The sequence below is a fragment of the Actinoallomurus spadix genome, assembly GCF_024055725.1.
In the GTDB taxonomy this organism is placed as follows: Bacteria; Actinomycetota; Actinomycetes; order Streptosporangiales; family Streptosporangiaceae; genus Actinoallomurus; species Actinoallomurus spadix.
In genome coordinates, this window is sequence record NZ_JAMXMX010000021.1 from 87476 (window position 1) to 111180 (window position 23705).

The window sequence follows — 23705 nt, forward strand, 5'->3', positions numbered from 1 at the left end:
GGAGAATCCCACCTTAGGCCGGATCCACGGGCCGGTCAGGACGGTTCAGGCATCGATCGACTCGTTTCACCGGGGCGGGACAGGGGTTGCTGGACCGGTCCACCCGGCCGTCTGAGGGGTGTTCCCGACCTTCGTCAGGCCGGTTCGGGCTCCCGGAGGCGCTGGCTCACCACCTGGGTCACACCGTCGCCGCGCATGCTCACGCCGTACAGGGCGTCCGCGCCCTCCATCGTGCGCTTCTGGTGGGTGATCACGATCAGCTGCGACGACTCGCGGAGTTCCTCGAAGATGCCGAGCAGCCGCTGCGTGTTGGTGTCGTCCAGGGCGGCCTCGACCTCATCGAGGACGTAGAACGGCGACGGCCGCGCCTTGAAGATCGAAGCGAGGAACGCGATCGCGACGAGCGAGCGCTCCCCGCCGGACAGCAGGGACAGCCGCTTGACCTTCTTGCCCGGCGGCCGCGCCTCCACCTCGACGCCGGTCGTCAGCAGATCCTCGGGGTCGGTCAGCGACAGCCGCCCCTCCCCGCCCGGGAAGAGCCGCGAGAACACACCCTCGAACTCCCGCGCGACGTCCTCGTAGGCCGACGCGAACACCTGCTGCACGCGGTCGTCGACCTCCTTGACGACGGTGAGCAGGTCCCGGCGGGTCTTCTTCAGGTCCTCCAGCTGTGAGGTCAAGAACGCGTGCCGCTCCTCCAGCGCCGCGAACTCCTCCAGCGCGAGGGGGTTGACCTTGCCGAGCTGGGTCAGCTGACGCTCGGCCTGCTTCGCGCGCTTCTCCTGCCTGGCCCGGTCGTACGGCTCGGGCGCGGCGTCCTCCGGGGCGTCCGGGGCCGGGGGTACCGGCTGCTCGGGACCGTACTCGGCGACGAGCACGTCCACCTCCAGCCCGAACTCCTCCATCGCCCGCTCCTCGAGCTGCTGGAGGCGCAGTCGCTGCTCGGCCCGCGCGACCTCGCTGCCGTGCGCGACGTTGACGAGCTTCTCGTGCTCGCCGGTGAGCTCCCGCACGCGGGTGCGCACGGCCTTCAGCTCCTCCTCGCGGGTGGTGCGGGCCTGCTCGTGGGTCTCGCGCTCGGCCACGGCCGCGGCGATCGAGACCTCGATGCCGGCCAGCGCCCGCTGGACGCCGGCGCCGACGGCCTGCGCCACCCGGGCGTCACGGGCGAGACGGCGGCGGCGCTCGGCGGCGCGGGCGCGTTCCTGGCGTTCCCGCTCGGCGGCCTGTTCGAGGGCGTCGGCCCGGCCCGCGATGGCCGAGACGCGCTCCTCGGCGGTACGGACGTTCAGCCGCGCCTCCATCTCGGCCGACCGCAGCTCCTGGCACCGGTCGTTCAGCTCGTCGCGGCGGGTGGTGTCCTCATCGTCGTCGTCGATCGGCTCCGCCTCGGCGATCTCCAGGCGCTCGCGCAGCTCCGCCGCGGCGGCCAGGTCCCGGTCGCGGGCCTCCTCCGCGGCGGTCAGCGACCGGGCCAGGCGCTCGGCCTCCTGCCGCGCGGCCTGCGCGGCGGCCTGCAGCCGGGCCACCTGCTTGGCCTCCTGAGCGGCCTCGGCGGCCGCCTCCCGCATCCGGGCGCGTACCTTGTCCAGGCCCGCCTGCGCGCGGTTCACGCCGCTCTGCGCCTCACCGACCGCCGCCTGGGCCGTCTCCAGCACGGTCTGAGCCCGCTGCTCGGCCGCGACGGCCTCCTCCAGGGCGACGGCGGTGCCCTCGGCCCTCGCCTCCGCGGCGGCGAGCCGCTCGGCGGCCTCGTCGCGGGCGGACCGCATCTGTAGCAGGCTCTGCCGCTTGCCGCCCCCGCCGATCGCCCAGTGCGCGCCGAGCAGGTCCCCGTCGCGGGTCACCGCGCGCAGCTCGGGCCGGGAGCGTACGAGCGCCGCCGCGGCGGGCAGGTCCTCGACGACCGCGACGCCCGCCAGCAGGTGGCGGATCGCGGCCCGCAGCGGCTCCGGGGCGGTGACCAGGTCGACGGCCCGGCGGGCGCCGTCCGGCAGGGCGGGCGGCTCGCGGTCGTCGTCGGGTCCGGCGCCGACGACGACACCGGCCTGCCCGGCGTCCTCGGCGCGCAGCACGGCCAGCGCGGCCTCGGCGGTGTCGAGCGAGGCGACGGCGACGGCCTCGGCGGCCGCGCCCAGCGCCGCCGCGACCGCGATCTCGGCGCCCGGCTCGACCGACAGCAGGGACGCCGTTGTACCGAGCACGCCGTCGAGGCCGGCGGCGAGCAGGACCTCCCCGCCGTCCGCCGCGCTGCCCATCGTCTGGTCCAGGGCCTCCACGCGGGCCTGCAGCGCGGTGACCTCCTTCTGCGCCGCCTGGTCGGCGCCGCGCGCGGCGCCGACGCGGTCCCGCGCCTCCGTCAGGAGCCGCCGGGGCTCCTCCACCGCCTCACGGGCCTGCTCGACGGCCTCCTTGGCCTGCTCCAGGACCTCCTGGGCGCGCTCGTGCTCGGCGGCCAGCTCCGGGTCCTCGGCGGTCTCGGTGTCCTGCGACTCGTACGCGGCCTGGGCCGCCGCCGCGCGCTCCCGCGCGTCCGTGACGGCCTCGGCCAGCCGGCCGATCTCCGCCTCCGTGGCCTGCACCTTGCTGCCCAGCGCCTCGACCCGGCCACGCAGCCGGGCCAGCCCCTCGCGGCGGTCCGCAGCGGCGCGGGCGGCGTCCTGCAGGCGGTACTCCTCCTGCTTCAGCGCGGCCTCGGCGGCGGCGCGCTGGTCGACGGCCTCGGCGAGGAGGTCCTGCGCCGCCTCGAGCCGGGCGCCGAGGATCTCCTCCTGCGCCCGGATCTCCGCCGCCTCCCGCTCCATGTCCTCCGGATCACGGCCGTGGCGCTCCTCCGCCTGAGCCTCCACCGCGTTGCGGTGACGCTCGGCGGCGAGCTCGCCGACACCGCGCAGGCGCTCGCGCAGCGACGACAGCTGGTACCAGGTGTCCTGCACGCGGGCGAGGACCGGCGCCTGCTCGGCCGCCTCGGCCTCCAGGACCGCCTCCCGCTGCTGTGCCTGGGCCAGCGCCTGCTCGACGGCCGTACGGCGCTCCCGGATCGTCGCCTCGTCGGCGGCCTCCTGCTCCAGCCTGGCCTTGAGGGTGACCAGGTCGTCGGCGAGGAGCCGCAGCCGCGCGTCGCGCAGCTCGGACTGGATGACCGCCGCCCGCCGGGCGATCTCCGCCTGCCGGCCCAGCGGCTTGAGCTGCCGGCGCAGCTCGGTCGTGAGGTCCTGCACGCGCGTCAGGTTGGCCTGCATCGCGTTGAGCTTGCGCAGGGCCTTCTCCTTGCGCTTACGGTGCTTCAGGACGCCCGCGGCCTCCTCGATCACCGCCCGCCGCCCCTCCGGGCCGGAGTGCAGGACCCGGTCGAGCTGGCCCTGGCCGATGATGACGTGCATCTCACGGCCGATACCGGAGTCGGACAGCAGCTCCTGGACGTCCAGCAGCCGGCAGGGGTCGCCGTTGATGGAGTACTCGCTCTGCCCCGACCGGAACATCAGCCGGCTGATCGTGACCTCGGTGTAGTCGATGGGCAGCGCGCCGTCGGAGTTGTCGATCGTCAGGACGACCTCGGCGCGGCCGAGTGGCGGACGCGAGGACGTGCCCGCGAAGATCACGTCCTCCATCTTCCCGCCGCGCAGCGACTTGGCGCCCTGCTCGCCCATCACCCAGGCGAGCGCGTCGACGACGTTGGACTTGCCCGAGCCGTTCGGGCCGACGACGCAGGTGATCCCCGGCTCGAGGCGCAGCGTGGTCGAGGACGCGAAGGACTTGAAACCCCGCAACGTGAGGCTCTTCAAGTACAAGCGCCCACCGATCCCTTCTGCCATCGCCGGCGGGTGGATCGTCCCGCACCGGACGCCACGGACGCCCCCGCCGTCTCAGCACGATACCGGCCGACAGTCGCCGAAGCCGGGTATCCGACTCCCCCGATGTGTCAGGGCCGGGACGCCGCCCGGTCGGACACCCGTACCGCGAGAAAACACGTTTCGCGGCCAACAAAAAGGGACGTCTGGTCGACGTCCCTTTTACACGCTGGCGCTGACCTCAGGTCAGTGCCGGTTCGCGGTCCTTGGCAGCGAGCGCCATGACTTCGTTGTCAGCAACAGCGGCAAGCGCGTCGTTTTCGGACTGGAGCCGTACGAGCTCGGCCTCCAGGTCACGGACACGTTGCTGCAGGCGCCGCATCTCCGCAACCATGCGGGGGTCGGGACCGCCGACGTGGCCGAGTAGAGCCTTCGCCATGATTAAGGGTCCTCCACGCTGAGTGACCAGCAGGAATGGTCCGCGCACGAGAATCATCTTGAGGTGCGCGTAACAACTAGGGTCGCACCGGCCGGAGAGCCGGTCAAGACAGATGTCACAGACCCGTAACAACCTGTCCGTACAAGTTTAGCAGACCTCCCAGACCGATCATCGTTCGACGAACCCGCGAAGGCCGCCGCGCGGCTCGGTCCAGCGCTCGGACACACCGGTGACCCGGCCCGGTGTCGTTCCGCCCCGGAGAAGGTCCAAAAGGTCGGCGCACGCCTTCCGCGGCCCCTCGGCGATCACTTCGACCCGCCCGTCGGCCAGGTTGCTCGCCGAGCCGGCCAGGCCCAGCTCCAGGGCACGGGAGCGCACCCACCACCGGAAGCCGACACCCTGCACCCGCCCGCGTACCCAGGCCGTCAGCCGTACGTGCTCGTCCATCCCCCGATCGTAGGGCGCGCCCAAGGGGAACCCGTGCCGCGCTCGCCGCGGTCAGGAGTGGGCGCGGCGGGGGCGGGGCTGGCAGGTGGGGCAGGTGAAGGAGGAGCGGTTCATGAAGGCGTCGCGGCGGATCGCGCTGCCGCACCTGGCGCACGGCTCGTCGCGCCGGCCGTAGACGTTGAGCGACCGCGAGAAGTAGCCGCTCTCGCCGTTCACGTTGACGTACAGGCTGTCGAAGGAGGTGCCGCCCGCCTCCAGGGCCGCGGTCATCACCTCGCGGACGCCCGTCAGCAGTCGGGTCACCTCCGCCCGCGTCAGCGTCTCGGTCGGCCGCGCCCAGTGCATCTTGGCGCGCCACAGCGCCTCGTCGGCGTAGATGTTGCCGACGCCGCTGATCAAAGACTGGTCGAGGAGCGCCCGCTTCACCCCGGTACGCCGGCGCCGCAGCGCCCGGTGGAAGGCCTCCTCGTCGAAGGCGTCCTCCAGCGGGTCCGGTGCGATGTGCGCGATCGGCTCCGGAATACCGTTCTCGGTGGCCGTGAGCATCAGGTGCCCGAAGGTGCGCTGGTCGATGAAGCGCAGGTCCGGTCCGCCGTCCGTGAAGGTGAACCGGGCGCGCAGGTGCTTCTCCGGCGGCCGGTCCGGATCATCCACGATCAGCTGGCCGCTCATGCCGAGATGGACCAGCAGCGCCTCGTCGTCGCCGACCGGCAGCCAGAGGTACTTCCCGCGCCGCCGCGCCGCGGCGATGGTCCGCCCGGTCATCCGCGCGGCCAGGTCCGCCGGGCCCTCGGTGTGGCGGCGCGCCGACCGCGGGTGCAGGACCTCGGCCGTCCGGACCGTACGGCCGACGGCCCAGCGCTCCACACCGCGCCGGACGACCTCGACCTCGGGCAGCTCGGGCACGCGTCAGTCCTGCGTGCCGGAGCGCTCGCGGATGGCCCGCCAGGCGGCCTCGGCCGCCTGCTGCTCGGCCTCCTTCTTGCTGCGCCCCTCGCCGCGGCCGTACTCCGTCCCGCCGACGACGACCACGGCGCGGAACGTCTTCTGGTGGTCCGGGCCGCTCTCCTCCACGTGGTACTCGGGCACGCCGAGCTCCTCCGTGGCGGTCAGCTCCTGCAGGGACGTCTTCCAGTCCAGGCCCGCGCCCAGGCTGGCCGAGCGGGTGATGAGCGGATCGAAGAGCCGGTGGACCAGCGCGTCGGCCGCCTCCAGGCCCAGGTCGAGGTAGACGGCCCCGATCAGCGCCTCGAGCGTGTCGGCCAGGATCGAGGACTTGTCGCGCCCCCCGGTGCCCTCCTCGCCGCGGCCGAGCCGGATGTAGGCGCCCAGGCCGAGCGCGCGCGCCACGCCGGCGAGCGCCCGCATGTTGACCACCGCGGCCCGCAGCTTGGCCAGCTGGCCCTCGGGCAGGTCGGGGTGGTTACGGAACAGCGTGTCGGTGACGATCAGGCCGAGCACCGAGTCGCCGAGGAACTCCAGCCGCTCGTTGGTCGGCAGGCCGCCGTTCTCGTAGGCGTAGGAACGGTGGGTGAGGGCGCGTTCGAGGAGTGCCGGGTCGGGGCCGACCCCGAGGGACTCCACCAGCGGACCGCGATCGGACGCCGAGTTGTCGGTCTTCATACGGCCCCCATGACGAGGACCATGGCGGGCAGGTAACTCACGGTGCTTCCTCCGAGGAAGGTTCCGCGAGGGCGAGGCGCACGCCGGATGTCTCCGGCGTCCGCCACGGCCTCGGGCGAGTCTTCATCGCGAGACGAGACGAACCGGGGGCGGCAGAGCCGCCCCCGTAGACGTCGCTCAGGCCACGTCGACGACCTGGCGGCGGTTGTAGGTGCCGCAGGTCGGGCACGCGGTGTGCGGCAGCTTCTCGTCGCGGCACTGCGGGCAACGCACGAGCGTCGGCGCCTGGGTCTTCCACTGCGAGCGACGGTGCCGCGTGTTGCTGCGCGACTTCTTACGCTTGGGAACGGCCACGTCAGCCCTCCTGGTCTTCTTGTCGTTGATCCAACATGCCCTGCAATGCCGCCCACCGGGGGTCGACGGCCTCATGGTGGTGGTCCGGCTCGGCGTCGGCCAGCCGCACCCCGCACTCCGAGCACAGGCCGGGACAGTCGTCCTGGCACAGCGGGGACAGCGGCAGCGCGAGCACCATCGCGTCCCTGACCACCGGCTCGAGATCGATGAGATCTCCCTCGAGACGGCGCTCGTCCTCCTCCGCGCTCTCGCCGGAGCGAGTGTCGGAGTAGACGTAGAGCTCCTGGAAGTCCACCTCGATCGACGAGGTGACCGGCTCCAGGCAGCGCGCGCACTCTCCCGTGAGAGGTGCCCGCGCCGTGCCCGAGACGAGCACGCCCTCCATCACCGCCTCGAGCCGGAAGTCCAGCTCGATGTCGGCGCCCTCGGTGACACCGACCATCTCGACGCCGAGATCCGCCGGAGCCGGCACGGTCCTGGAGTCCTCGCGCATCGATCCCGGTCTGCGGCCCAGAGTGGTCGTGTCGATCACGAAGGGGGCTCGGGGATCGATGCGGGTCAGGTGTTTCCTGCTTCCGTGAGGCATGGCGCATCACCGCCGTCGTACAAGGTCGGTTGGCAAGGTTACCAACGCGCGGGCGTTCTCCCAACTCGGAGGGCCCCGTAGGCCCGTCGGGTCGGGGTTCTCAAGGTCTGCTCAGGGCTGCGAGAACCGGCGGATCAGACGCTGCTGAACCGGCTCCGGCACCAGCCCGGAGACGTCTCCACCGTACTGCGCGATCTCCTTGACCAGGCTGGAGGACAGGAACGAGTACAGCGGGTTGGTGGCCATGAACATCGTCTCCACCCCGGCCAGCTGGTGGTTCATCTGGGCGATCTGAAGCTCGTAGTCGAAGTCGCTGACCGCCCGCAGGCCGCGCACGATCACGGGGATGTCCCGCTCGCGGCAGAAGTCGACGGTGAGCCCGTGGAACTTCTCGACGACGACGTTCCCGTACTGCTTCGTCACCTCGGCGATCATCTCCGCCCGTTCGTCGACGGTGAAGAGGCTCTTCTTGGAGATGTTGATGAGAACCGCGACGACGACCTCGTCGTACAGCCGCGACGCCCGGCTGATGATGTCGAGGTGGCCATTGGTGACGGGGTCGTACGAGCCCGGACAGACAACACGGCGCACGAGGTGAGCACCCTTCGCTGAGGAAGCGGTCAGTGACCTGCGGCGTGACCGTACCAAAGCGTCCCTTCCCCGTAACGACGGGCCCTGCTCTCCTCGAACCCGGCGGGCCAGCGCACCGGCTCGTCTCGGGTCGCGCGCTCGACCGCCACGAGGGCGTCCGGCGCGAGCCAGCCGTTGTCGCGCAGGTCCTCCAGCATCCGGGTGACCGCCTCGCCGGTCACGGCGTACGGCGGGTCCGCGAAGACGAGGTCGTACGGTTCCGGGGGCGGCTGCCGCAGCACCCGCTCGACGCGGTCGGTCACCAGTTCGGCCCCGGGCAGGCCGAGGGCGGCGATGTTCGCTTTGATCACCTTGGCCGCGCGCGGCGCCGACTCGACGAGCAGGACGTGGGCCGCGCCGCGTGACAGCGCCTCCAGCCCCACCGCGCCGGACCCGGCGAACAGGTCGGCCGCCCGCAGTCCGGTGAGGTCGCCGAGGAGCGAGTGGACGGTGGCGAACAGCCCCTCGCGGGCGCGGTCGCTGGTCGGCCGGGTGTCGCGGCCGGACGGCACGGAGATGCGCCGGCCGCCGGCCGTCCCTGCGATGAGTCGGGTCACTCCCCCAGTCTGCCGATCCGGCGCGCGGGACGCCGCTGGAGGGGCGGGTGCGGCCGTCAGCCGTCGAGGGCGACGGTCCCGCCGCTGAGGCGGTCCACGACCGCGCCCAGATCCCGGGTGCCGATGAGGGCGCCGCGCAGGGCGTACGCGAACGTCGCCCCATCGAAGCGTTCGGCGGTCCGGCGCAGCCGCTCGGCGCGGCGGGGGTCTCCGCGCGTCAGGTCCTCCGGATCCGCCACGTCCACCAGCAGGTACGGCCGGGCACCCCTCTCCGCGACCCGCAGCCGCGTGACCCTGTCCCAGGGGACGAACACGTCGTAGCCGCGCCGCGCGAATCCGCGCAGGCGCACGCCCTCGGTGGTGAAGACGGGCGGGGTGCGCAACAGCCGGAACTCCGAGCGGGCGAGGAACGCCATCCCCACCGCGGAGGCGAGCAGGCCCAGCCCGAGAGCCGGGAAGATCACGAACACGGGACCGGCCGCGGCCTGCTCCGAGATCCGTCGCATCGCGAGCACCAGGTAGCCCACGAGGACGAGCACGAAGACGGCGCCGGCGCCCGAGACGGCGGCCAGGACGGCGATCAGGTAGGCGGGCGCGGCTGCGACGGGGACCGGGAAGTCGCGCTTCTGCTCCACTGCGGGAGCGTAACCAGAGACGGAAGATCGCGGCCACGACCTTCCCCGGCGCGTCGTGGCCGCGTGATCGACCGTGATGCGGTCAGGCCCGGGAGAGGGGGGTGGCCAGGGCCCAGCGGGCCTCGGCTCGGATGCCGGGGTCCGGGTCCTGCAGCGCGGCCGTCAGGGCCGACCGGGCGTAGTGACGGTCGGGCGCCCAGCGGGCCAGCGCCCGCACGGCCGCCAGGCGGACGGCCACGACCTCGTCGTCGAGCACACTGGTCAGCGGGCCGATCGCGGCCCGGGGGCCGAGCGTCCCGAGGGCGACGACGGCGCGTTCACGGATGGGCCAGGACGGGTCGGTCAGGGCGATCTCGCCGAGCTCGACGGCGGCCCTGAGCACGACGAGCCCGCGGATCGTCTCGGCGCGACCGGGATCCTCGCGGCGCAGGGCCCCGGCGTAGATGTCCCAGGCGGCGTCCCGCATCGCACGCACGAGTTCCGCCGCCACCGCGCGTACGTAGGAGTCGGCGCCGGTGTCGGCGGCCTGGACGAGCGCCCGCACGCCCTCCTCGCCGACCAGCACCTCCTGCTCGTCGATGAGGGCACCGGCGGCGGCGCGGCGGACGCGGGCGTCCCGGTCGCCGAGTGCACGGGCGAGCCTGTTGCCGGCCTGTTCCGGCGTGCGCGGCGTCGGTGCGGGCAGCGGCAGGTCGATCACGGTCATGTGGTTCTCCGGAGAGTCGTCTGATGGACGCCGCGACGCGTCGGCGGGCACGGCCTACCGCGCGCCCGGCGCGGCCACGCGAGGCGCGGCCGGGGACGGGGACTCAGCTCCGGGGACACAGGGCGCTGGCCTGTCGCCGCAGGTCGACATGGAGCCGCACGATCAACGGAGCTCTCCGGTGCACCCTTCCAGCCTGAACCGCGTTCCCTGGTTTGTCAATCGGGATAGTATGGAAATCAGGTCTTCTCGAGGTACTCGGCGCGCTCCTCGTCGATCAGGGCCGCCAGCTCCGCCGCGAGGGCCGGGTGGTCCACCAGCTCCGGGTCCCGGTCGACGAGCGCCCCGGCCTCGGCGCGGGCAGCCTTGATGATGTCCTCGTCGCGCAGCAGGGTCAGCAGCCGGAGGCTGGAGCGCCGCCCGGACTGGCTTTCGCCCAGGACGTCGCCCTCCCGGCGCTGCTCCAGGTCGAGCCGGGACAGCTCGAACCCGTCGAGGGTGGAGGCGACCGCGTCGAGGCGCTCGCGGGCCTTGGAACCCTCGTCCGCGTCCGTGACGAGCAGGCACAGCCCGGGATACCTGCCCCGGCCGACGCGGCCGCGCAGCTGGTGCAGCTGCGAGACCCCGAACCGGTCGGCGTCCAGGATCACCATCACCGTGGCGTTGGGCACGTCCACGCCGACCTCGATGACCGTCGTCGCGACGAGGACGTCGAGCTCCCCGGCGGCGAACCGCCGCATGACGGCGTCCTTGTCGTCCGGGTGGAGGCGGCCGTGCAGGACCCCGATCCGCAGGTCCCGCAGCGGTCCCCCGGAGAGCTTCGGGGCGACGTCGAGGACGGCCAGGGGCGGGCGGCGGCCCTCCGGCTCCTGGTCCTGCTCCCCGGCGACCGCGTCGACGACGTCGCCCACGTCGCCCTCATCGCCTTCCGCCTCGCCGATGCGGGGACAGACGACGTACGCCTGCCGTCCCTCGGCGACCTCCTCGCGGATGCGCTCCCAGGCGCGGTTCCAGTACGCCCGGTTGGCCGTGGGGACGACGTGGGTCGCGATCGGCGACCGCCCGGCGGGCAGCTGGGTGAGCGAGGAGGTGTCCAGGTCGCCGTACACGGTCATGGCGACGGTGCGCGGGATCGGGGTGGCGGTCATGACGAGGACGTGCGGCCGGCCTCCGGCCGCCTTCTCCCGCAGCGCGTCGCGCTGCTCGACACCGAACCGGTGCTGCTCGTCGATGACGACGAGGCCCAGGTCGGCGAACTGGACGTGCTCCTGCAGCAGCGCGTGAGTGCCGACGACGATGCCGGCCGCGCCCGAGGCGGCGTCCAGGAGGCCCGCACGCCGCGCCTTCGCTCCCTGGGAGCCGGTCAGCAGGGCCACGCGGGTGCCGTGCTCGGCCCCGCCGAGCCGGCCGGCCTCGGCGAGCGGTCCCAGCATGGCCACGATCGACCGGTGGTGCTGCTGGGCCAGAACCTCGGTGGGCGCGAGCAGCGCGGCCTGCCCACCGGCGTCGACGACCTGCAGCATCGCGCGCAGCCCGACGATCGTCTTGCCGGCGCCGACGTCGCCCTGCAGCAGGCGGTGCATGGGGTGCTCGCGGGCCAGGTCGGCGGCGATCTCCTCCCCCACGGCCCGCTGGCCCTCCGTCAGCTCGAACGGCAGCCGCCCGTCGAACTCGGCGAGCAGCCCGTCCTCGCGCGGCGGCCGGGGCGTGGCCCGCTGGGCGGAGGCGTCGAGACGGCGCCGGGCGAGGGCGGTCTGCAGGACGAACGCCTCGTCCCACTTGAGCCGTTTGCGCGCGCGGCCGGCCTCGGCCATGTCCGCGGGCCGGTGGATGCCGTGGTACGCCTCGGCGAGCCCGACCAGCCGGTGCCGCCGGCGTACGGCCTCCGGCAGGGCATCGGGGCCGACGTCGACGGTGTCGAGGGCCATCCGGACGCAGTCGCCGATCTGCCACGACGTCAGGCCCTTCGTGGCCGGATAGACGGGGATCAGCTCCTCGGCGAACTCCCGTGCCGCGTCGGCTCCCTCGCGGGAGTCGACCGCCTTGTACTCCGGGTGGACGAGCTGCCGTTTGATCCCGTTGCCGCTCCGGTAGAAGGAGACCTTCCCGGCGAACAGGCCGCGCGTGCCCGGGGGCAGCTCCCGCTCGGGAACCCGCGCGCCGTTGCCGAAGAAGGTGAGGGTCAGCCGCCCGTGGCCGTCCGTCACGACGACCTCGAGGAGGTAGCCCGGCCGCCTGGTGATCTTGCGGCCCTGGACCTTCTCGACCTCCGCCATCACCGTGACGTACTCGCCCTCGGCCAGGCCGACGAGGTCCGTCAGCTCGCCGCGCTGGGCGTAGCGTCGCGGATAGTGGCGGAGCAGGTCGCCGGCCGTGTGCAGGTCGAGCGCGGCCAGCTTCTTGGCCGCCTTGGGACCCACCACCTTGACCAGCGGCGCGTCGAGAGTCGTCACGGAACACTCCTCTTACCAGCCGGGCTCCCTCTGTTCTACCGGCTCCGCCGGACAGGCCGCCGCGCGCCCGGCACCTGAGGGCGGTCCCGCAGGCGCCTACTCGACGCCGATGAGGAGGAGATGGCGGTTCTGCCCGCCGTGGTAGACGGCGACCTCGACGTCGGGCCGTACGGCGCGCAGGCGCTCGCGTACCCGGTCGGGGAGATCGCCCGGAGCGCCGTCACCGGCGATCAGCGTGACCAGTTCGCTCCCGGGGGACAGCATGCGGTCGAGGACGCTCGCCGCCAGGGCGTACGCGTCCGCGCCGATGAGCGCGACGTCGCCGTCGACGAGGCCGAGGATGTCACCGGGCCGGCACATCCCAGCGCTCGTCACCGCCTCGCTCCGCGCGGTCTCGAGCCGGCCGGACCGCGTCGCACCCGCCGCGCGCGTCATGGCGATCACATCGTCCTCGAAGCGGCGCAGCGCGTCGTGGACGGCGAGCGCCGCCAGGCTCTGCACCGACGCCGTCGCCGGCACGACCGCCGCGTGGACGCCGTCCTCCCGCGCCCGGCGGGCGGCGGCCTCGGCGACGGCCAGCACCGTGTCGTCGTCCGGCAGGACGACGACCTCGCTCCCGGCCTCGACGATCGCCTCGGTCAGCTCGGCCAGGCCGGGCACGCGCCCGGAGGAACGGCGGACGACCCGGGCGCCGTGCTCCTCCAGCAGCGCGGCGAGGCCGTGCCCTGCCGTGACCGCGACGACGCCCCGGCCGGTGCGCCGGGCGGGGCGGTCCTCCGCCGCGTCCAGGTAGGTCACCCGGATCCGGTACGGGCGGCCGGCCCGCAGGCCGGCCTCGATGGCCGCGCCGGCGTCGTCGGTGTGGACATGGACGTTCCACAGCCGCGCGCCGCCGACCACGACGAGGGAGTCGCCGAGAGCGTCCAGCTCACCGCGCAGCCCGGCCACCGCGTCCTCGGAGGCGTCGAGGAGGTACATCACCTCGTACGCGCCGCCGCCCCCGGCCCGCGGCACGGCCTCCGGCGGGTGGTCCTGGCTGCGGCGCGGGATCTCGTACGTCTCGGGGTACTCCCCGCTGACCACGGCGGCGAGCGTCTCCAGGACGACGCACAGCCCGGCCGCGCCGGCGTCGACGACGCCGCTGCGCGCGAGCACGTCGAGGTGGTCGGGGGTCCGCCGCAGCGCGACACGGGCCCGCTCGGCCGCCGCCCACGCGGTGGCGCCGGGATCCACGACGGGAACGGCGGCGGCGTCCACGCCGGCGTCGGCGGCGAGAATCACGATGGGGACGCCGGGGGGATCCAGGCCGGCATCGGCGGCGGGATTCGCGACGGGCGCGGCGGTGGGAGCGGGGGCCGGTGAGATCGCCTCGGCCGCCTCGCGCAGCACGCTCAGCATGGTTCCCTCGACCGGGTGGGCCACGGCGCGGTACGCGAGGTCGGCGGCGTTGCGCAGGGCCGCGTCCAGGCCGCCGCCTGTGCCCAGGACCTCGGCCATGCCGCGCAGCATCTGGCTGAGGATCACTCCGGAGTTGCCGCGGGCGCCCACGAGGGCGCCTTCGGCGAGGGTCCGCCAGGCGTCCGCGGTGTCCGCGTCGCCGGGCAGCCCGTCGAGGCGTTCCGCCGCCGTGAGGAGGGTGAGATGGAGGTTGGTCCCGGTGTCGCCGTCGGGTACGGGGAAGACGTTGAGCGCGTCGATCCCGGCACGTGTCCGGCCGAGCGCGTCCGCCGCCAACCGGCACCAGCGTCGCACCGCCGCGGCGTCGAGAACCTCGCCCACGCCACCTCCCAGGCGAACAACTCTAGACTCACGGGACAAAGGCCCGGTCTTCGCGCCGCGGTCGCACGGTGGCATCGGCTTCCTCGCGGGGGCGGGGCCGCACGTGAGCCGGTCGATTCGCGTCCGTGGACGGGTGTCGGCTAGTCTTGAGCCCTGGGTCCCGTCCGGGGACCCTTTTGACGAGCGCCCGAATCCCGGGCTTCCACCCTTCTGAACACTTTGGAGCGCATCCCATGGCTTCTGTCTGCGAAATCTGCGGCAAGGGGCCGGGGTTCGGCATGCGCGTCTCTCACTCGCACCGCCGCACCCCGCGCCGCTGGAACCCGAACATCCAGCGGGTGCGAGCGGTCGTCGGCCGCACCACCAAGCGGATCAACGTCTGCACCTCGTGCATCAAGGCCGGTAAGGTCACCCGGCCCGTCGCACGCTGACGCACCCCTTCAGAGCGCCGTAAGGCGCCCACAGGACCGTGCTCTCACCGGGCACGTCCGACGGCCGGTCCGTTCCACACACGGACCGGCCGTCGACCTTTTCCCCGGCGGTCCCTTCGGGTGCCGCCGGTTCCCTTTCACCGGCGTCCTCGACGCGCATCGGCATGGCGTCGCTGCAGAAGGGCGACCTTGTGATCGACGCGAGGGTCTCTTCGGACGCCGTCCGCCCCCTCGCCGTCCCGTAGGTGGCACGGCCGGCGGGTACGGGCGGTGTGCAGGGGCCGGATCCGGGCATCATGCGGCGCATGAGAGTCGTGGCGCTGGCCGACACCCATGCTCCGCGGCGATGGCGGGGCTGCCCGCCGGCGGTGGCCGCGCATCTCCGGGACGCCGATCTCATCCTGCACGCCGGGGACGTCTGTGTGCCCTCGGTGCTCGACGAACTCGCCGCCTACGCCCCCGTACGCGCCGTGCGCGGCAACAATGACGGCACGGACGTCGCGGCGTGGGGGGCGCCGGAGATCCTGGAGCTGGAACTCGCCGGGCTTCCGGTGGGGGTCATCCACGACAGCGGCCCCGCCAAGGGCAGGCTGCGCCGGATGCGCCGCCGGTTCCCGGAGGCGCGGCTGGTCGTCTTCGGCCACTCGCACATCCCGCTGGACGAGACCGGCGAGGGGCTGCGCATCTTCAATCCCGGCTCTCCGACCGACCGCCGGCGCCAGCCGCACGGCACGATCGGCCTGCTCGACATCGACGAGGGCCGTCTCCTCGACGCACGGATCGTCCCGGTGACCTGATCACGTCCCCGCGGCGACGCGAGTCCTCGGGGCGGCGCCGTCATGGACCGAAGGGCGGCTCACCACAAGGCGCCGCCGGCGCCCCAGGTGTCCCAGCAGTCTCCCCAGTTATCGCAGCCGTCTCCGCCGTGCCCGGCGGTGACGTGATGCGAAGCGGTGGTCGCGGGAGACGGCGCTCCGGCCGCGCCGGAGGCGAAGGCCATGGCTCCGGCGAGGGCCAGTCCCGCCAGGCCGGCCGCCGGTCTGTTCACTCTGCGCATCGAGGACACCTCCTCTCGTCCTGTGTGACGCCGCGCCCTTCACGCGGCGACGCCCGGGAAATTAGTCGCTTTCGTGTAGTTCCCCCGGTTCCAACTGCACAACGTCCGCCCATCGGAATCAACTGGCGAAACGTTTGCGAGACGCTATTTGACCCGATCGGAGCCTTCTCCCGGCGCTCTTTAGGCAGGATCTCCGAGCTCTTGACGCACCGTGCCGTACCTGCGGATCCCCTGGTCACGCCGGTCGGCACCCACCCTCCGAGGCCGGCCCGGACCTCCGCCTCGGAGGACCGCTAAAGGCCGGGCTGCGCTTCCGCCAAGCACGAGTTAAATCGGGATTTTTAGCAGATTATGGGTTGTTTCCGGGCGTGATCCGAGATCGAGTGGAGTGTGGATAGCACGGCGTATCGGGTAATCGCCGAGAGCGTGCAACCTCCCCTATCCGTCGATCGAGCGAAGAGGTGTTCTTCATGAGGATCAGGAAGCGGATGGCCGTCGCCATCTCGGGAGCGGCCCTCGCGGGCGCCACGGCGCTCACTCTCGGTGCGGCCCCGGCCGCCGGGGCGCAGACCGTCACCGCCGCACCGCACCACGTCTCCAGCGGCCATGTCGCCGGCCAGGTCCGCGGCGACGGCTGGGGCTGGGGTGACGGCGGCTGGGGCTACCCGACCGGCTGGGGTTACTCGACCGGCTGGGGCTACCCCACCGGCTGGGGCTACGGCGGCTTCGGGTACCCGACCGGCTGGGGCTGCGGCTGCTGACACCCGCCACCACCGAGACCAGAATGGGTCGCACCGGGGGGGTTCCGCGTGACGCGCGGAACCCCCTTCACGTCCGCGTCAGGGGCGCGCGGCCGTCCGGGCGCGGTGGAACTCCCACCCGTGGTCGACCGGTCCGATCCCGCCGCCCAGCGGGAAGCCGTGCTCGATGGCGCCGGTGACGTACTCCTTCGCCCGGCCGACCGCGGTCACGACGTCATCGCCGTGCGCGAGGTACGAGGCGATGGCCGACGCGAGCGTGCATCCGGTGCCGTGGGTGTGCGCGTTGTCGAGGCGCCGTCCCGGGAACCGGTGCTCCTCCACGCCGTCGAACAGCAGGTCGACGGGGGCGCCGGGAAGGTGACCGCCCTTGATCAGCACCCACCGCGGGCCCAGCTCCTTGACCGCCTCGGCGGCCCGGCGCAGCCCGTCCTCGTCCTCGACCTTGACGCCGGTGAGCTGCTCGACCTCCCAGAGGTTCGGGGTGACGACGGTCGCCAGCGGGAGCAGCGCGGACCGGACCGCGCCGACGGCGTCCGGCGCCAGCAGAGGGTCACCGTGCTTGGAGACCCCCACGGGGTCGACCACGAGCGGGGCGTCGACGCCGGTCAGCGCCTCGGCGACGGTCTCGACGAGCACGGACGAGGCGAGCATGCCGGTCTTGATCGCCTGCGCTCCGATGTCGGACAGGACCGAGTCGAGCTGGGCGCGTACGGCCTCGGGAGGGAGCTCCCAGTAGCCCTGGACGCCGAGGGAGTTCTGCGCGGTGACGGCGGCGATCACGCTCATGCCGTGGGTTCCGAGGGCGAGCATCGTCTTGAGGTCGGCCTGGATGCCCGCGCCGCCTCCTGAGTCGGAGCCGGCGATCGTGAGGACCCGGGGCGGTGTGGTCATGCGGACAACTCTACGGTCGGCAGGACTTCCCGTTGAGCGTGCAGCCGGACGGCGCCGTTCCCGTCCCGGTGGCGGTGAACCGCACGGTCGCCGACCGGCCCGGGGCGATCCCGGGGCGCGCGGCCGGGTTGCGGACGACCAGCACGGTCCCGGTGCGGACGGCGGTGCCGCCCGTGACGCCGGTGATCCGCGCGTGGGCGTACCGCAGGACGAGCGTCCAGCCCCGGACCGCGGTGGCGCCGTGGTTCGCGATCGTCGCCTCGCCCTGGAAGCCGCGCACGGACGCGGAGGTGGTCCGGACGGTGACGGCGACGCCGGAGCGGGCCGTGCCGCGACTGACCCGGCCGCTCTGTGAGGCGTCGTTGCGGGCGGCGCGCCCGCCGGAGGAGTGCTCGGGCCCGCCGGAGACGGTGACGATCGGTGACGCGCCGCCGGACGGCGTGCCGCCCGCGAAGTTCAGTGAGATCTGCTGCGTGCTGACGGCGGACACGATCGCACCGATCGCCAGGACACCGGCGACCGTCGGCAGGAGCGGCACCTTGCCGAACCTCCGGTTCCGGCCTGGGCGGTCATCCTCCCGCTCCGCCCGCGGGCCGTCCTCCGGCTTCCTGGTGTGTCGTCCCATCCCGTCCCTCTCCGGTCTCGGGATGTATACCAAAAGCACACGACCCATGCCTACCAGACCGCCGATGCGAACTGCGACAACTCACCGCTGCGGCGGACGGAAATGGTCCCATCCCCCGGCGCCGTGAGTTCGTCCGTCCACGACGACCTCGGCGGGCCCCTCGACCACCCTCCCGATTGTCCGCCATTCGGCGGGCAGCGGCATCCGGTTCGGAAAGGTCGCCGCGAACGCGTGGTCGTCACCGCCCGTGAGGGCCAGGCGCAGCCCGTCCGGCACGGGCGGCAGCGGCACGGCCGCTCCGTCGATCTCGATCCGCACCCCCGCCGCCTCCGCGATGTGCCCGAGGTCCTGGACTAGTCCGTCGCTGACGTCGAGCATCGCGGTCGCCCCGAGGTCCCGGGCGCCCAGCGCGGCGGCGTACGGCGGCCGGGGGCGCCGGTGCGCGTCGATGAGGTCGGCCGGTTCCCGCCGTCCCGCCGACAGCAGTTCCACGCCCGCGGCGGCGTACCCGAGCCGGCCGGTCACCGCGACGACGTCACCGGGCCGGGCGCCGGACCTGGTGATCGCGGGGCCGTCCAGTGCGCCGAGCGCGGTGACCCCGAGCACCACCGTCTCGGCGCGCACGATGTCGCCTCCGGCGACGGACGCGCCGACCTGCGCGCACTCGTCCCGCAGCCCGTCGCACAGCGCGTCGACCCAGCCGATCTCCGTGTCGGGCGGGGCGCCGAATCCGAGGAGCAGGGCGGTGGGGCGGGCCCCCATCGCCACGACGTCCGCGAGGTTCTGCGCGGCGGCCTTGCGCCCGATGTCGTACGGCGGGGACCAGTCGCGGCGGAAGTGCCGTCCCTCGACGAGCAGGTCCGTCGTCGCGACGACACGTCCACCGGGTGCGCGCACCACGGCAGCGTCGTCGCCGGGCCCGAGTTCGACTTCGGGCCCCTGGCCCAGGCGTCCGGTGATTCGAGCGATCAGCCCGAACTCGCCGAGTTCCCCGATGCTGATGACCCACCTCCGATCAAGACACGGTACGGTTGCGGCTGATGGCCGTTTTAAGGGAGGACGTGATGGTGCAGGCCTACATCCTCATCCAGACCGAGGTCGGCAAGGCGGCCGAGGTGGCCCGCACGATCTCCGGGATCACCGGGGTCACGCTCGCCGAGGACGTCACCGGTCCGTACGACGTCATCGTCCGCGCCACCGCCAACAACGTGGACGAGCTGGGCAAGCTCGTCGTCGCCCAGATCCAGTCGGTCGAGGGGATCACGCGCACCCTGACCTGCCCCATCGTCCACATTTGAGCCCGTTGTCCGCACTGTCGCCAGTCTGCACCACCGGGCGCCCCCCGGCGGCGCGGGGCGGGGCGCCGGGGCGGCTCAGGCGGGCGGCGCCGGTCGTGGCGGTCGTTGCGGTGCTGTCGGTGATCGCGGCGGGGTGCGGGGCGAGTGACGTCGAGGTGCCGGTGCCCCGGCCGCCCGCGTCGGCGGTCTCGCTGTGCCGCGCCTTCCACGACCGTCTGCCACAGCGCCTGCACGGCCTGAAGCGCCGGTCGACCAGCCCGCGCTCCGCTCTCGTCACCGCGTGGGGATCACCGGCCGTCGTGGTGCGCTGCGGCGTCGTCCGTCCGGCGGGGCTGCACCCCACCTCCGAGCTGGCGGTGATCAACGGGATCAACTGGCTGGCGGTGCCGCCGGACCACCCGGTCACGTTCACCGCCGTCGGCCGGCACGCGTACGTCGAGGTGACCGTGCCGCCGAAGTACACCCCGCCCGGCGACGTGCTGAACGAACTGACCGCGGCGATCAAGTCGACCATCCCCGCCAACTCCGACGCGACCCTGTGAGGGCACCGGGCGCTCCCTAGTGGGTGAGGTGCCGCGCGGCCGCGACCAGCGCGGGCAGGGCGCCTCCGGCGTCACGCCGCCACAGCAGGACGACCTCGATCGGCGGCAGGGGTTCGAGGATCGGCCGGAACACCAGTCCCGCCGGTACCCTCGCCGTCTCCCGTACGCAGAGGGTGTAACCCTCCCCCGCCGCGACGAGAAGGGGGACCAGGTCGTGGCCAGCGGCCGCCGGGCCGAACCGCGGGTGCAGGCCGCGCCCGGCGAACTGGTCGACGAAGCGCGCCGCCTCGGCGGTCCGCGGCAGGATCAGTGGCTCATCGGCGAGGTCGGCCAGGGAGAGGGACGCGCGCGCGGCGAGCGCGTGGCCGCGCGGCAGCAGGGCGCGGACCGGGGCCCGGTGGACGACCAGGCGGGAGACGCCGTCCGTCGCGGGCACCGGCCGGTAGCCCAGCCCCGCCTGCACGTCCTCCGCGGCGATGCGCGCCACCTGCTCGGCGGTGCGCATCCGGGTCATCCGCACGCGCGCCCCGGGGGCGAGCCCGCGCAGACCGCCGAGGATCGCGCGTACGACGTCGGACAGCCCGTCGGCGACCGCGAGACGCAGCCCGCCGAGGTCGCCGTCCACCGCCTCGGACACCGCCGCGAGCGCCTGGTCGAAGACGCCGAGGACCGACTCCGCGTGGGCTGCGAAGACCTCGCCGACCGGCGTCAGGCGCATGCCGCGCGCCGTGCGCTCGAACAGCGGCGCGCCGACCTCGCCCTCGACGATGCCGAGCTGCTGCGAGAGTGTCGGCTGCGCGATGCTCAGCAGCTGGGCCGCCCGGCGCACGCTCCCGGTCTGGGCGACGGCGAGGACGTAGCGCATCTGACGTACGTCCACCCGACCTCCCTCCGGCACCCGTGGGGATGATCACACAGATCGCGCGCCTTCGCATCGGGAGGTCGCGCGCGGGTCCCTACCGGGTGGTCTTGTCGCGGCGGGCGGGCTCGCGGCCGGGCGGCTGCGGAGGGCTGGGCCGCGACGGGAACGGCGGCACGGCGACCCGCACGGCGCCGCCGTCGAGCCGGACCGGCTCCCCGTAGTGGTCGATCTCCAGTGGGTCACCGCCCAGCAGCTCGTACACCGTCGCGTCGTGGCCGATGGTGACCTTAAGGCGCCGGCCGCGGAACCGCATGCGGAACGCGAGCCGGGAGAGCCCGGGCGGCAGCCGTGGCGCGAAGGTCAGCCGCGTCGTGTACTGGCGCATCCCGCCGAGGCCGGCGACGAGCGCGGTCCACGTCCCGGCGAGGGAGGCGATGTGCAGGCCGTCGCGGGTGTTGTGCTCCAGGTCGCGCAGGTCCATCAGCGCGGCCTCGCCGATGTAGTCGTGGGCGAGTTCCAGATGCCCGGTCTCGGCCGCCATCACCGCCTGGGTACAGGCGGACAGCGAGGAGTCGCGTACGGTCAGGCCCTCGTAGTAGACGAAGTCGCGGAGCTTCTCGTCATCGGTGAACGCGTCGCCGCGCAGGTGCAGGGCCAGCACGAGGTCGGCCTGCTTGACGACCTGCTTGCGGTAGATGTCGAAGTACGGGTAGTGCAGCAGCAGCGGATAGTGGTCGGGCGGGGTGTCGTCGAAGTCCCAGCGCGCGTGGTGGGTGAAGCCCTCGCTCTGCGGATGCACCTCGAGCCGCTTGTCGTAGGGGATGACGATGGCGTTCGCGGCGTCCCGCCAGCTCGCGGTCTCCTCCTCGGTGACGCCCATGCGGCGCGCCTGCTCGGGGTACTCCTCGGCGAGGTCGGCGGCGGCCCGGAAGTTCCGCTGGGCCATGAGGTTCGTGTAGACGTTGTTGTCCGCCAGGGCGCTGTACTCGTCGGGGCCGGTGACCCCGTCGATGCGGAATCTCCCCTTGGCGTTGTGGTGGCCGAGGCTGCGCCACAGGCGCGCGGTCTCCACGAGGATGTCGAGGCCGACGTCGCGGGTGAAGTCCTCGTCCGCCGTGGCGTCGGCGTAGCGGATGACGGCGTCGGCGATGTCGGCGTTGATGTGGAACGCCGCCGTCCCGGCCGGCCAGTATCCGGAGCACTCCTGCCCGGCGATCGTCCGCCACGGGAACGCCGCGCCGCGCAGCCCGAGCTGTTCGGCCCGTTCCTTGGCCAGGTCGAGGGTCGCGTGCCGCCAGCGGAGCGCGTCGGCGGCGGCCTCCGGCCGGGTGTAGGTCAGCAGCGGGAGCACGAATGTCTCGGTGTCCCAGAATGTGTGACCGTCGTAGCCGGGGCCGGTGAGGCCCTTCGCGGGGATCGGGCGGCGCTCGGCGCGGGCGCCGGCCTGCAGGGTGTGGAAGAGGCCGAAGCGTACGGCCTGCTGGACCTCGGCGTCGCCCTCCACCTCGACGTCGGCGCCCGCCCAGAAGTCGTCGAGGAACTGGCGCTGTTCGCGGACGAGCCCGTCCCAGCCGGTCATCTTCGCCGCGGCGAGCGCGGCGATGACCTGGTCGTGCACGGCGGGCCGGGACCGCTGGCTGGACCAGCCGTAGGCGAGGTACTTGACCAGGCACAGCCGCTGCCCCTGCTGGAGGCGGGTGGCGATCGTGTAGCGGCAGACGTCCTCGAAGTCGTCGGAGGTGATCGTGCACTCGGGGCCGTCGATCTCGTGGCCCATCGCCGCGGCGATCCGCAGCCCGCTGTGCCGGGTGCGGTGCACGAGGACGGCGGTGTCCTTGTCGGCCACCGACTCCTCGCCGACCAGCGGGTTCTCCAGCCGCCCGGCGACCCTCGGGTCCTTGCCGAGGTCGGGCAGGGACTCGTTGGCGACCAGCTCGGACTGCACGACGATGCGGACGGGCCGGTTCACGGCCTCGACCTCGTAGCGGATCGCGGCGACGCCCCGCTGCACCAGGGACACCAGCCGCACCGTACGGACCCGGACCGAGTCCCCCGCCGGGGAGGTCCACTCGACGTTCCGCGTCAGCGTGCCGGCGCGGAAGTCCAGCGCCCGCTCGTGGGAGCGGAGTTCGCCGTAGCGGACGTCGAACGGCTCGTCCTCGACGAGCAGCCGGATCACCTTGCCGTTGGTGATGTTGATGACGGTCTGCCCGGACTCGGGGTAGCCGTAGCCGGCCTCGGCGTAGGGCAGCGGCCGCAGCTCGTACACCGAGTTCAGGTAGGTGCCGGGCAGGCCGTGCGGCTCGCCCTCCTCGAGGTTCCCGCGCAGGCCGATGTGGCCGTTGGACAGCGCGAACACCGACTCGCTCTGCGCCAGGGTGTCCAGGTCCAGGCTCTGCTCGCGGACGCACCAGGGTTCGACCGCGTACGCGGCCTGCCGGATCATGCGCGCTTCCCTTCGCCGTCGCGGTCGAGGAGCTCCGAAAGGTCCCGTACGACGACGCTCGCGCCGTGTTCCCTCAGCGCCGCGCCCTGGCCGATCCGGTCGACGCCGACGACGCATCCGAAGCCGCCCGCGCGCCCGGCCGCGACACCGGCCAGCGCGTCCTCGAAGACCACCGCCTGCGACGGGGGCGTGCCGAGCGCCTCGGCCCCGGCGAGGAACATGTCCGGCGCGGGCTTGCCCGCCAGGTTCCGTTCCTTGGCCGTCAGCCCGTCGATCCGCGCGTCGAACAGGTCCGCGATGCGGGCGGCGTCCAGGACCTGGGCGGTGTTCGCGCTCGACGACACGACCGCGGTTGCCAGGCCCGCCGCGCGGGCGGCCCGTACGTAGTCCACCGAGCCGGGGTAGACGTCGACGCCGTCCTCGGCGAGCCTGCGCAGCACGATCTCGTTCTTCCGCCGGCCCAGCCCCTCGATCGTCGGGGCGCCGGGCGGGTCGTCCGGCGAGCCTTCGGGCAGTGTGATGCCGCGCGACTCCAGGAACGACCGGGTCCCGTCCTCCCGTCGCTTGCCGTCGACGTACTCGTCGTACTCCTTGACCTGGTCGAACGGCCGGAACGACGGTCCCTCCCGTTCCCGGAGGAACTCGTCGAACATCTCCTTCCACGCCGCCGCGTGCACCGTCGCGGTGCGGGTCAGCACTCCGTCCATGTCGAACAGGCAGGCCGTGACCCCGTCCGGCAGTCCGAGCATGTGTCTCCTCCCCGAGATCGCCGATGACACATGCCTACCCCACCGC

Annotated in this window: 25 protein-coding genes; 5 read left to right on the plus strand and 20 right to left on the minus strand. The window is 73.2% G+C overall.

Annotated elements, in window-relative coordinates; translation table 11 throughout:
- Nucleotides 1-134 precede the first annotated feature (134 nt).
- From smc to NE235_RS27205, 13 genes are all read right to left on the minus strand, one after another.
- The gene (gene smc / locus NE235_RS27145; protein ID WP_252807949.1) at nucleotides 135-3791 is read right to left on the minus strand and encodes a chromosome segregation protein SMC; all 3657 of its coding nucleotides are present in this window, start codon (nucleotides 3789-3791) and stop codon (nucleotides 135-137) included.
- Nucleotides 3792-4032: 241 nt separating this feature from the next.
- Nucleotides 4033-4230 carry a hypothetical protein gene (locus NE235_RS27150; RefSeq protein WP_252807951.1) on the minus strand — a complete coding sequence of 66 codons (198 nt, stop codon included), beginning with the start codon at nucleotides 4228-4230 and terminating at the stop codon, nucleotides 4033-4035.
- Nucleotides 4231-4398: 168 nt separating this feature from the next.
- A complete protein-coding gene (locus NE235_RS27155; RefSeq protein ID WP_252807953.1) occupies nucleotides 4399-4677 on the minus strand; it encodes an acylphosphatase in 279 nt (92 codons plus the stop codon).
- A gap of 51 nt (nucleotides 4678-4728) precedes the next feature.
- On the minus strand, nucleotides 4729-5583 hold the full coding sequence (gene mutM / locus NE235_RS27160) for a bifunctional DNA-formamidopyrimidine glycosylase/DNA-(apurinic or apyrimidinic site) lyase (RefSeq protein ID WP_252807955.1): 855 nt from the start codon (nucleotides 5581-5583) through the stop codon (nucleotides 4729-4731).
- 3 nt (nucleotides 5584-5586) lie between these two features.
- Nucleotides 5587-6300, minus strand: a complete 714-nt coding sequence (gene rnc / locus NE235_RS27165) for a ribonuclease III (protein ID WP_252807957.1) — start codon at nucleotides 6298-6300, stop codon at nucleotides 5587-5589.
- A gap of 177 nt (nucleotides 6301-6477) precedes the next feature.
- Nucleotides 6478-6654 (minus strand): 50S ribosomal protein L32, encoded by a 177-nt coding sequence (gene rpmF / locus NE235_RS27170; protein WP_252776286.1) that lies wholly within the window; start codon nucleotides 6652-6654, stop codon nucleotides 6478-6480.
- 1 nt (nucleotide 6655) lies between these two features.
- Complete coding sequence (locus NE235_RS27175; RefSeq protein WP_252807958.1) at nucleotides 6656-7240, minus strand: YceD family protein; 585 nt, start codon at nucleotides 7238-7240, stop codon at nucleotides 6656-6658.
- A gap of 111 nt (nucleotides 7241-7351) precedes the next feature.
- Complete coding sequence (gene coaD, locus NE235_RS27180; RefSeq protein WP_252807960.1) at nucleotides 7352-7831, minus strand: pantetheine-phosphate adenylyltransferase; 480 nt, start codon at nucleotides 7829-7831, stop codon at nucleotides 7352-7354.
- A 29-nt stretch (nucleotides 7832-7860) separates the two neighbouring features.
- The gene (rsmD, locus tag NE235_RS27185) at nucleotides 7861-8427 is read right to left on the minus strand and encodes a 16S rRNA (guanine(966)-N(2))-methyltransferase RsmD (RefSeq protein WP_252807962.1); all 567 of its coding nucleotides are present in this window, start codon (nucleotides 8425-8427) and stop codon (nucleotides 7861-7863) included.
- A gap of 56 nt (nucleotides 8428-8483) precedes the next feature.
- Entirely contained in the window at nucleotides 8484-9062 is a 579-nt protein-coding gene (locus tag NE235_RS27190) for a hypothetical protein (protein ID WP_252807964.1), read from the minus strand.
- A gap of 82 nt (nucleotides 9063-9144) precedes the next feature.
- Complete coding sequence (locus tag NE235_RS27195; RefSeq protein ID WP_252807966.1) at nucleotides 9145-9768, minus strand: HEAT repeat domain-containing protein; 624 nt, start codon at nucleotides 9766-9768, stop codon at nucleotides 9145-9147.
- A 236-nt stretch (nucleotides 9769-10004) separates the two neighbouring features.
- Complete coding sequence (gene recG / locus NE235_RS27200; RefSeq protein WP_252807968.1) at nucleotides 10005-12218, minus strand: ATP-dependent DNA helicase RecG; 2214 nt, start codon at nucleotides 12216-12218, stop codon at nucleotides 10005-10007.
- 96 nt (nucleotides 12219-12314) lie between these two features.
- On the minus strand, nucleotides 12315-13997 hold the full coding sequence (locus tag NE235_RS27205) for a DAK2 domain-containing protein (RefSeq protein ID WP_252807970.1): 1683 nt from the start codon (nucleotides 13995-13997) through the stop codon (nucleotides 12315-12317).
- Between the two features lie 233 nt (nucleotides 13998-14230).
- On the opposite strand from NE235_RS27205, the gene rpmB reads away from it, so the two are divergent.
- Nucleotides 14231-14428 carry a 50S ribosomal protein L28 gene (gene rpmB / locus NE235_RS27210; protein ID WP_252776270.1) on the plus strand — a complete coding sequence of 66 codons (198 nt, stop codon included), beginning with the start codon at nucleotides 14231-14233 and terminating at the stop codon, nucleotides 14426-14428.
- A 305-nt stretch (nucleotides 14429-14733) separates the two neighbouring features.
- A complete protein-coding gene (locus NE235_RS27215) occupies nucleotides 14734-15225 on the plus strand; it encodes a metallophosphoesterase family protein (protein ID WP_252807972.1) in 492 nt (163 codons plus the stop codon).
- Between the two features lie 59 nt (nucleotides 15226-15284).
- On the opposite strand, the gene NE235_RS27220 is transcribed toward NE235_RS27215, so the two are convergent.
- Nucleotides 15285-15485 carry a hypothetical protein gene (locus tag NE235_RS27220; RefSeq protein WP_252807974.1) on the minus strand — a complete coding sequence of 67 codons (201 nt, stop codon included), beginning with the start codon at nucleotides 15483-15485 and terminating at the stop codon, nucleotides 15285-15287.
- 470 nt (nucleotides 15486-15955) lie between these two features.
- On the opposite strand from NE235_RS27220, the gene NE235_RS27225 reads away from it, so the two are divergent.
- Nucleotides 15956-16246 carry a hypothetical protein gene (locus NE235_RS27225; protein WP_252807976.1) on the plus strand — a complete coding sequence of 97 codons (291 nt, stop codon included), beginning with the start codon at nucleotides 15956-15958 and terminating at the stop codon, nucleotides 16244-16246.
- A gap of 78 nt (nucleotides 16247-16324) precedes the next feature.
- On the opposite strand, the gene thiD is transcribed toward NE235_RS27225, so the two are convergent.
- The 3 genes from thiD to NE235_RS27240 all read right to left on the minus strand — a co-directional run bounded on the left by thiD (nucleotide 16325) and on the right by NE235_RS27240 (nucleotide 18764).
- Complete coding sequence (gene thiD, locus NE235_RS27230; protein ID WP_252807977.1) at nucleotides 16325-17137, minus strand: bifunctional hydroxymethylpyrimidine kinase/phosphomethylpyrimidine kinase; 813 nt, start codon at nucleotides 17135-17137, stop codon at nucleotides 16325-16327.
- Between the two features lie 10 nt (nucleotides 17138-17147).
- A complete protein-coding gene (locus NE235_RS27235; protein WP_252807978.1) occupies nucleotides 17148-17675 on the minus strand; it encodes a cellulose binding domain-containing protein in 528 nt (175 codons plus the stop codon).
- Nucleotides 17676-17843: 168 nt separating this feature from the next.
- Entirely contained in the window at nucleotides 17844-18764 is a 921-nt protein-coding gene (locus tag NE235_RS27240) for a thiamine-phosphate kinase (protein ID WP_308206165.1), read from the minus strand.
- A 62-nt stretch (nucleotides 18765-18826) separates the two neighbouring features.
- Between NE235_RS27240 and NE235_RS27245 the strand changes: the two genes are divergently transcribed.
- Nucleotides 18827-19060: an Lrp/AsnC ligand binding domain-containing protein gene (locus NE235_RS27245; RefSeq protein WP_252808057.1), complete on the plus strand. Its 234-nt coding sequence runs from the start codon at nucleotides 18827-18829 to the stop codon at nucleotides 19058-19060.
- A 95-nt stretch (nucleotides 19061-19155) separates the two neighbouring features.
- Entirely contained in the window at nucleotides 19156-19602 is a 447-nt protein-coding gene (locus tag NE235_RS27250; protein ID WP_252807979.1) for a DUF3515 domain-containing protein, read from the plus strand.
- 16 nt (nucleotides 19603-19618) lie between these two features.
- On the opposite strand, the gene NE235_RS27255 is transcribed toward NE235_RS27250, so the two are convergent.
- From NE235_RS27255 to NE235_RS27265, 3 genes are all read right to left on the minus strand, one after another.
- Nucleotides 19619-20482 (minus strand): LysR family transcriptional regulator, encoded by an 864-nt coding sequence (locus NE235_RS27255; protein ID WP_252807980.1) that lies wholly within the window; start codon nucleotides 20480-20482, stop codon nucleotides 19619-19621.
- Nucleotides 20483-20558: 76 nt separating this feature from the next.
- Nucleotides 20559-22910, minus strand: a complete 2352-nt coding sequence (locus NE235_RS27260; RefSeq protein WP_252807981.1) for a glycoside hydrolase family 65 protein — start codon at nucleotides 22908-22910, stop codon at nucleotides 20559-20561.
- Nucleotides 22907-23659 carry a beta-phosphoglucomutase family hydrolase gene (locus NE235_RS27265; RefSeq protein WP_252807982.1) on the minus strand — a complete coding sequence of 251 codons (753 nt, stop codon included), beginning with the start codon at nucleotides 23657-23659 and terminating at the stop codon, nucleotides 22907-22909. Before NE235_RS27265 ends, NE235_RS27260 begins: the two co-directional genes overlap by 4 nt.
- Between the last annotated feature and the right edge of the window lie 46 nt (nucleotides 23660-23705).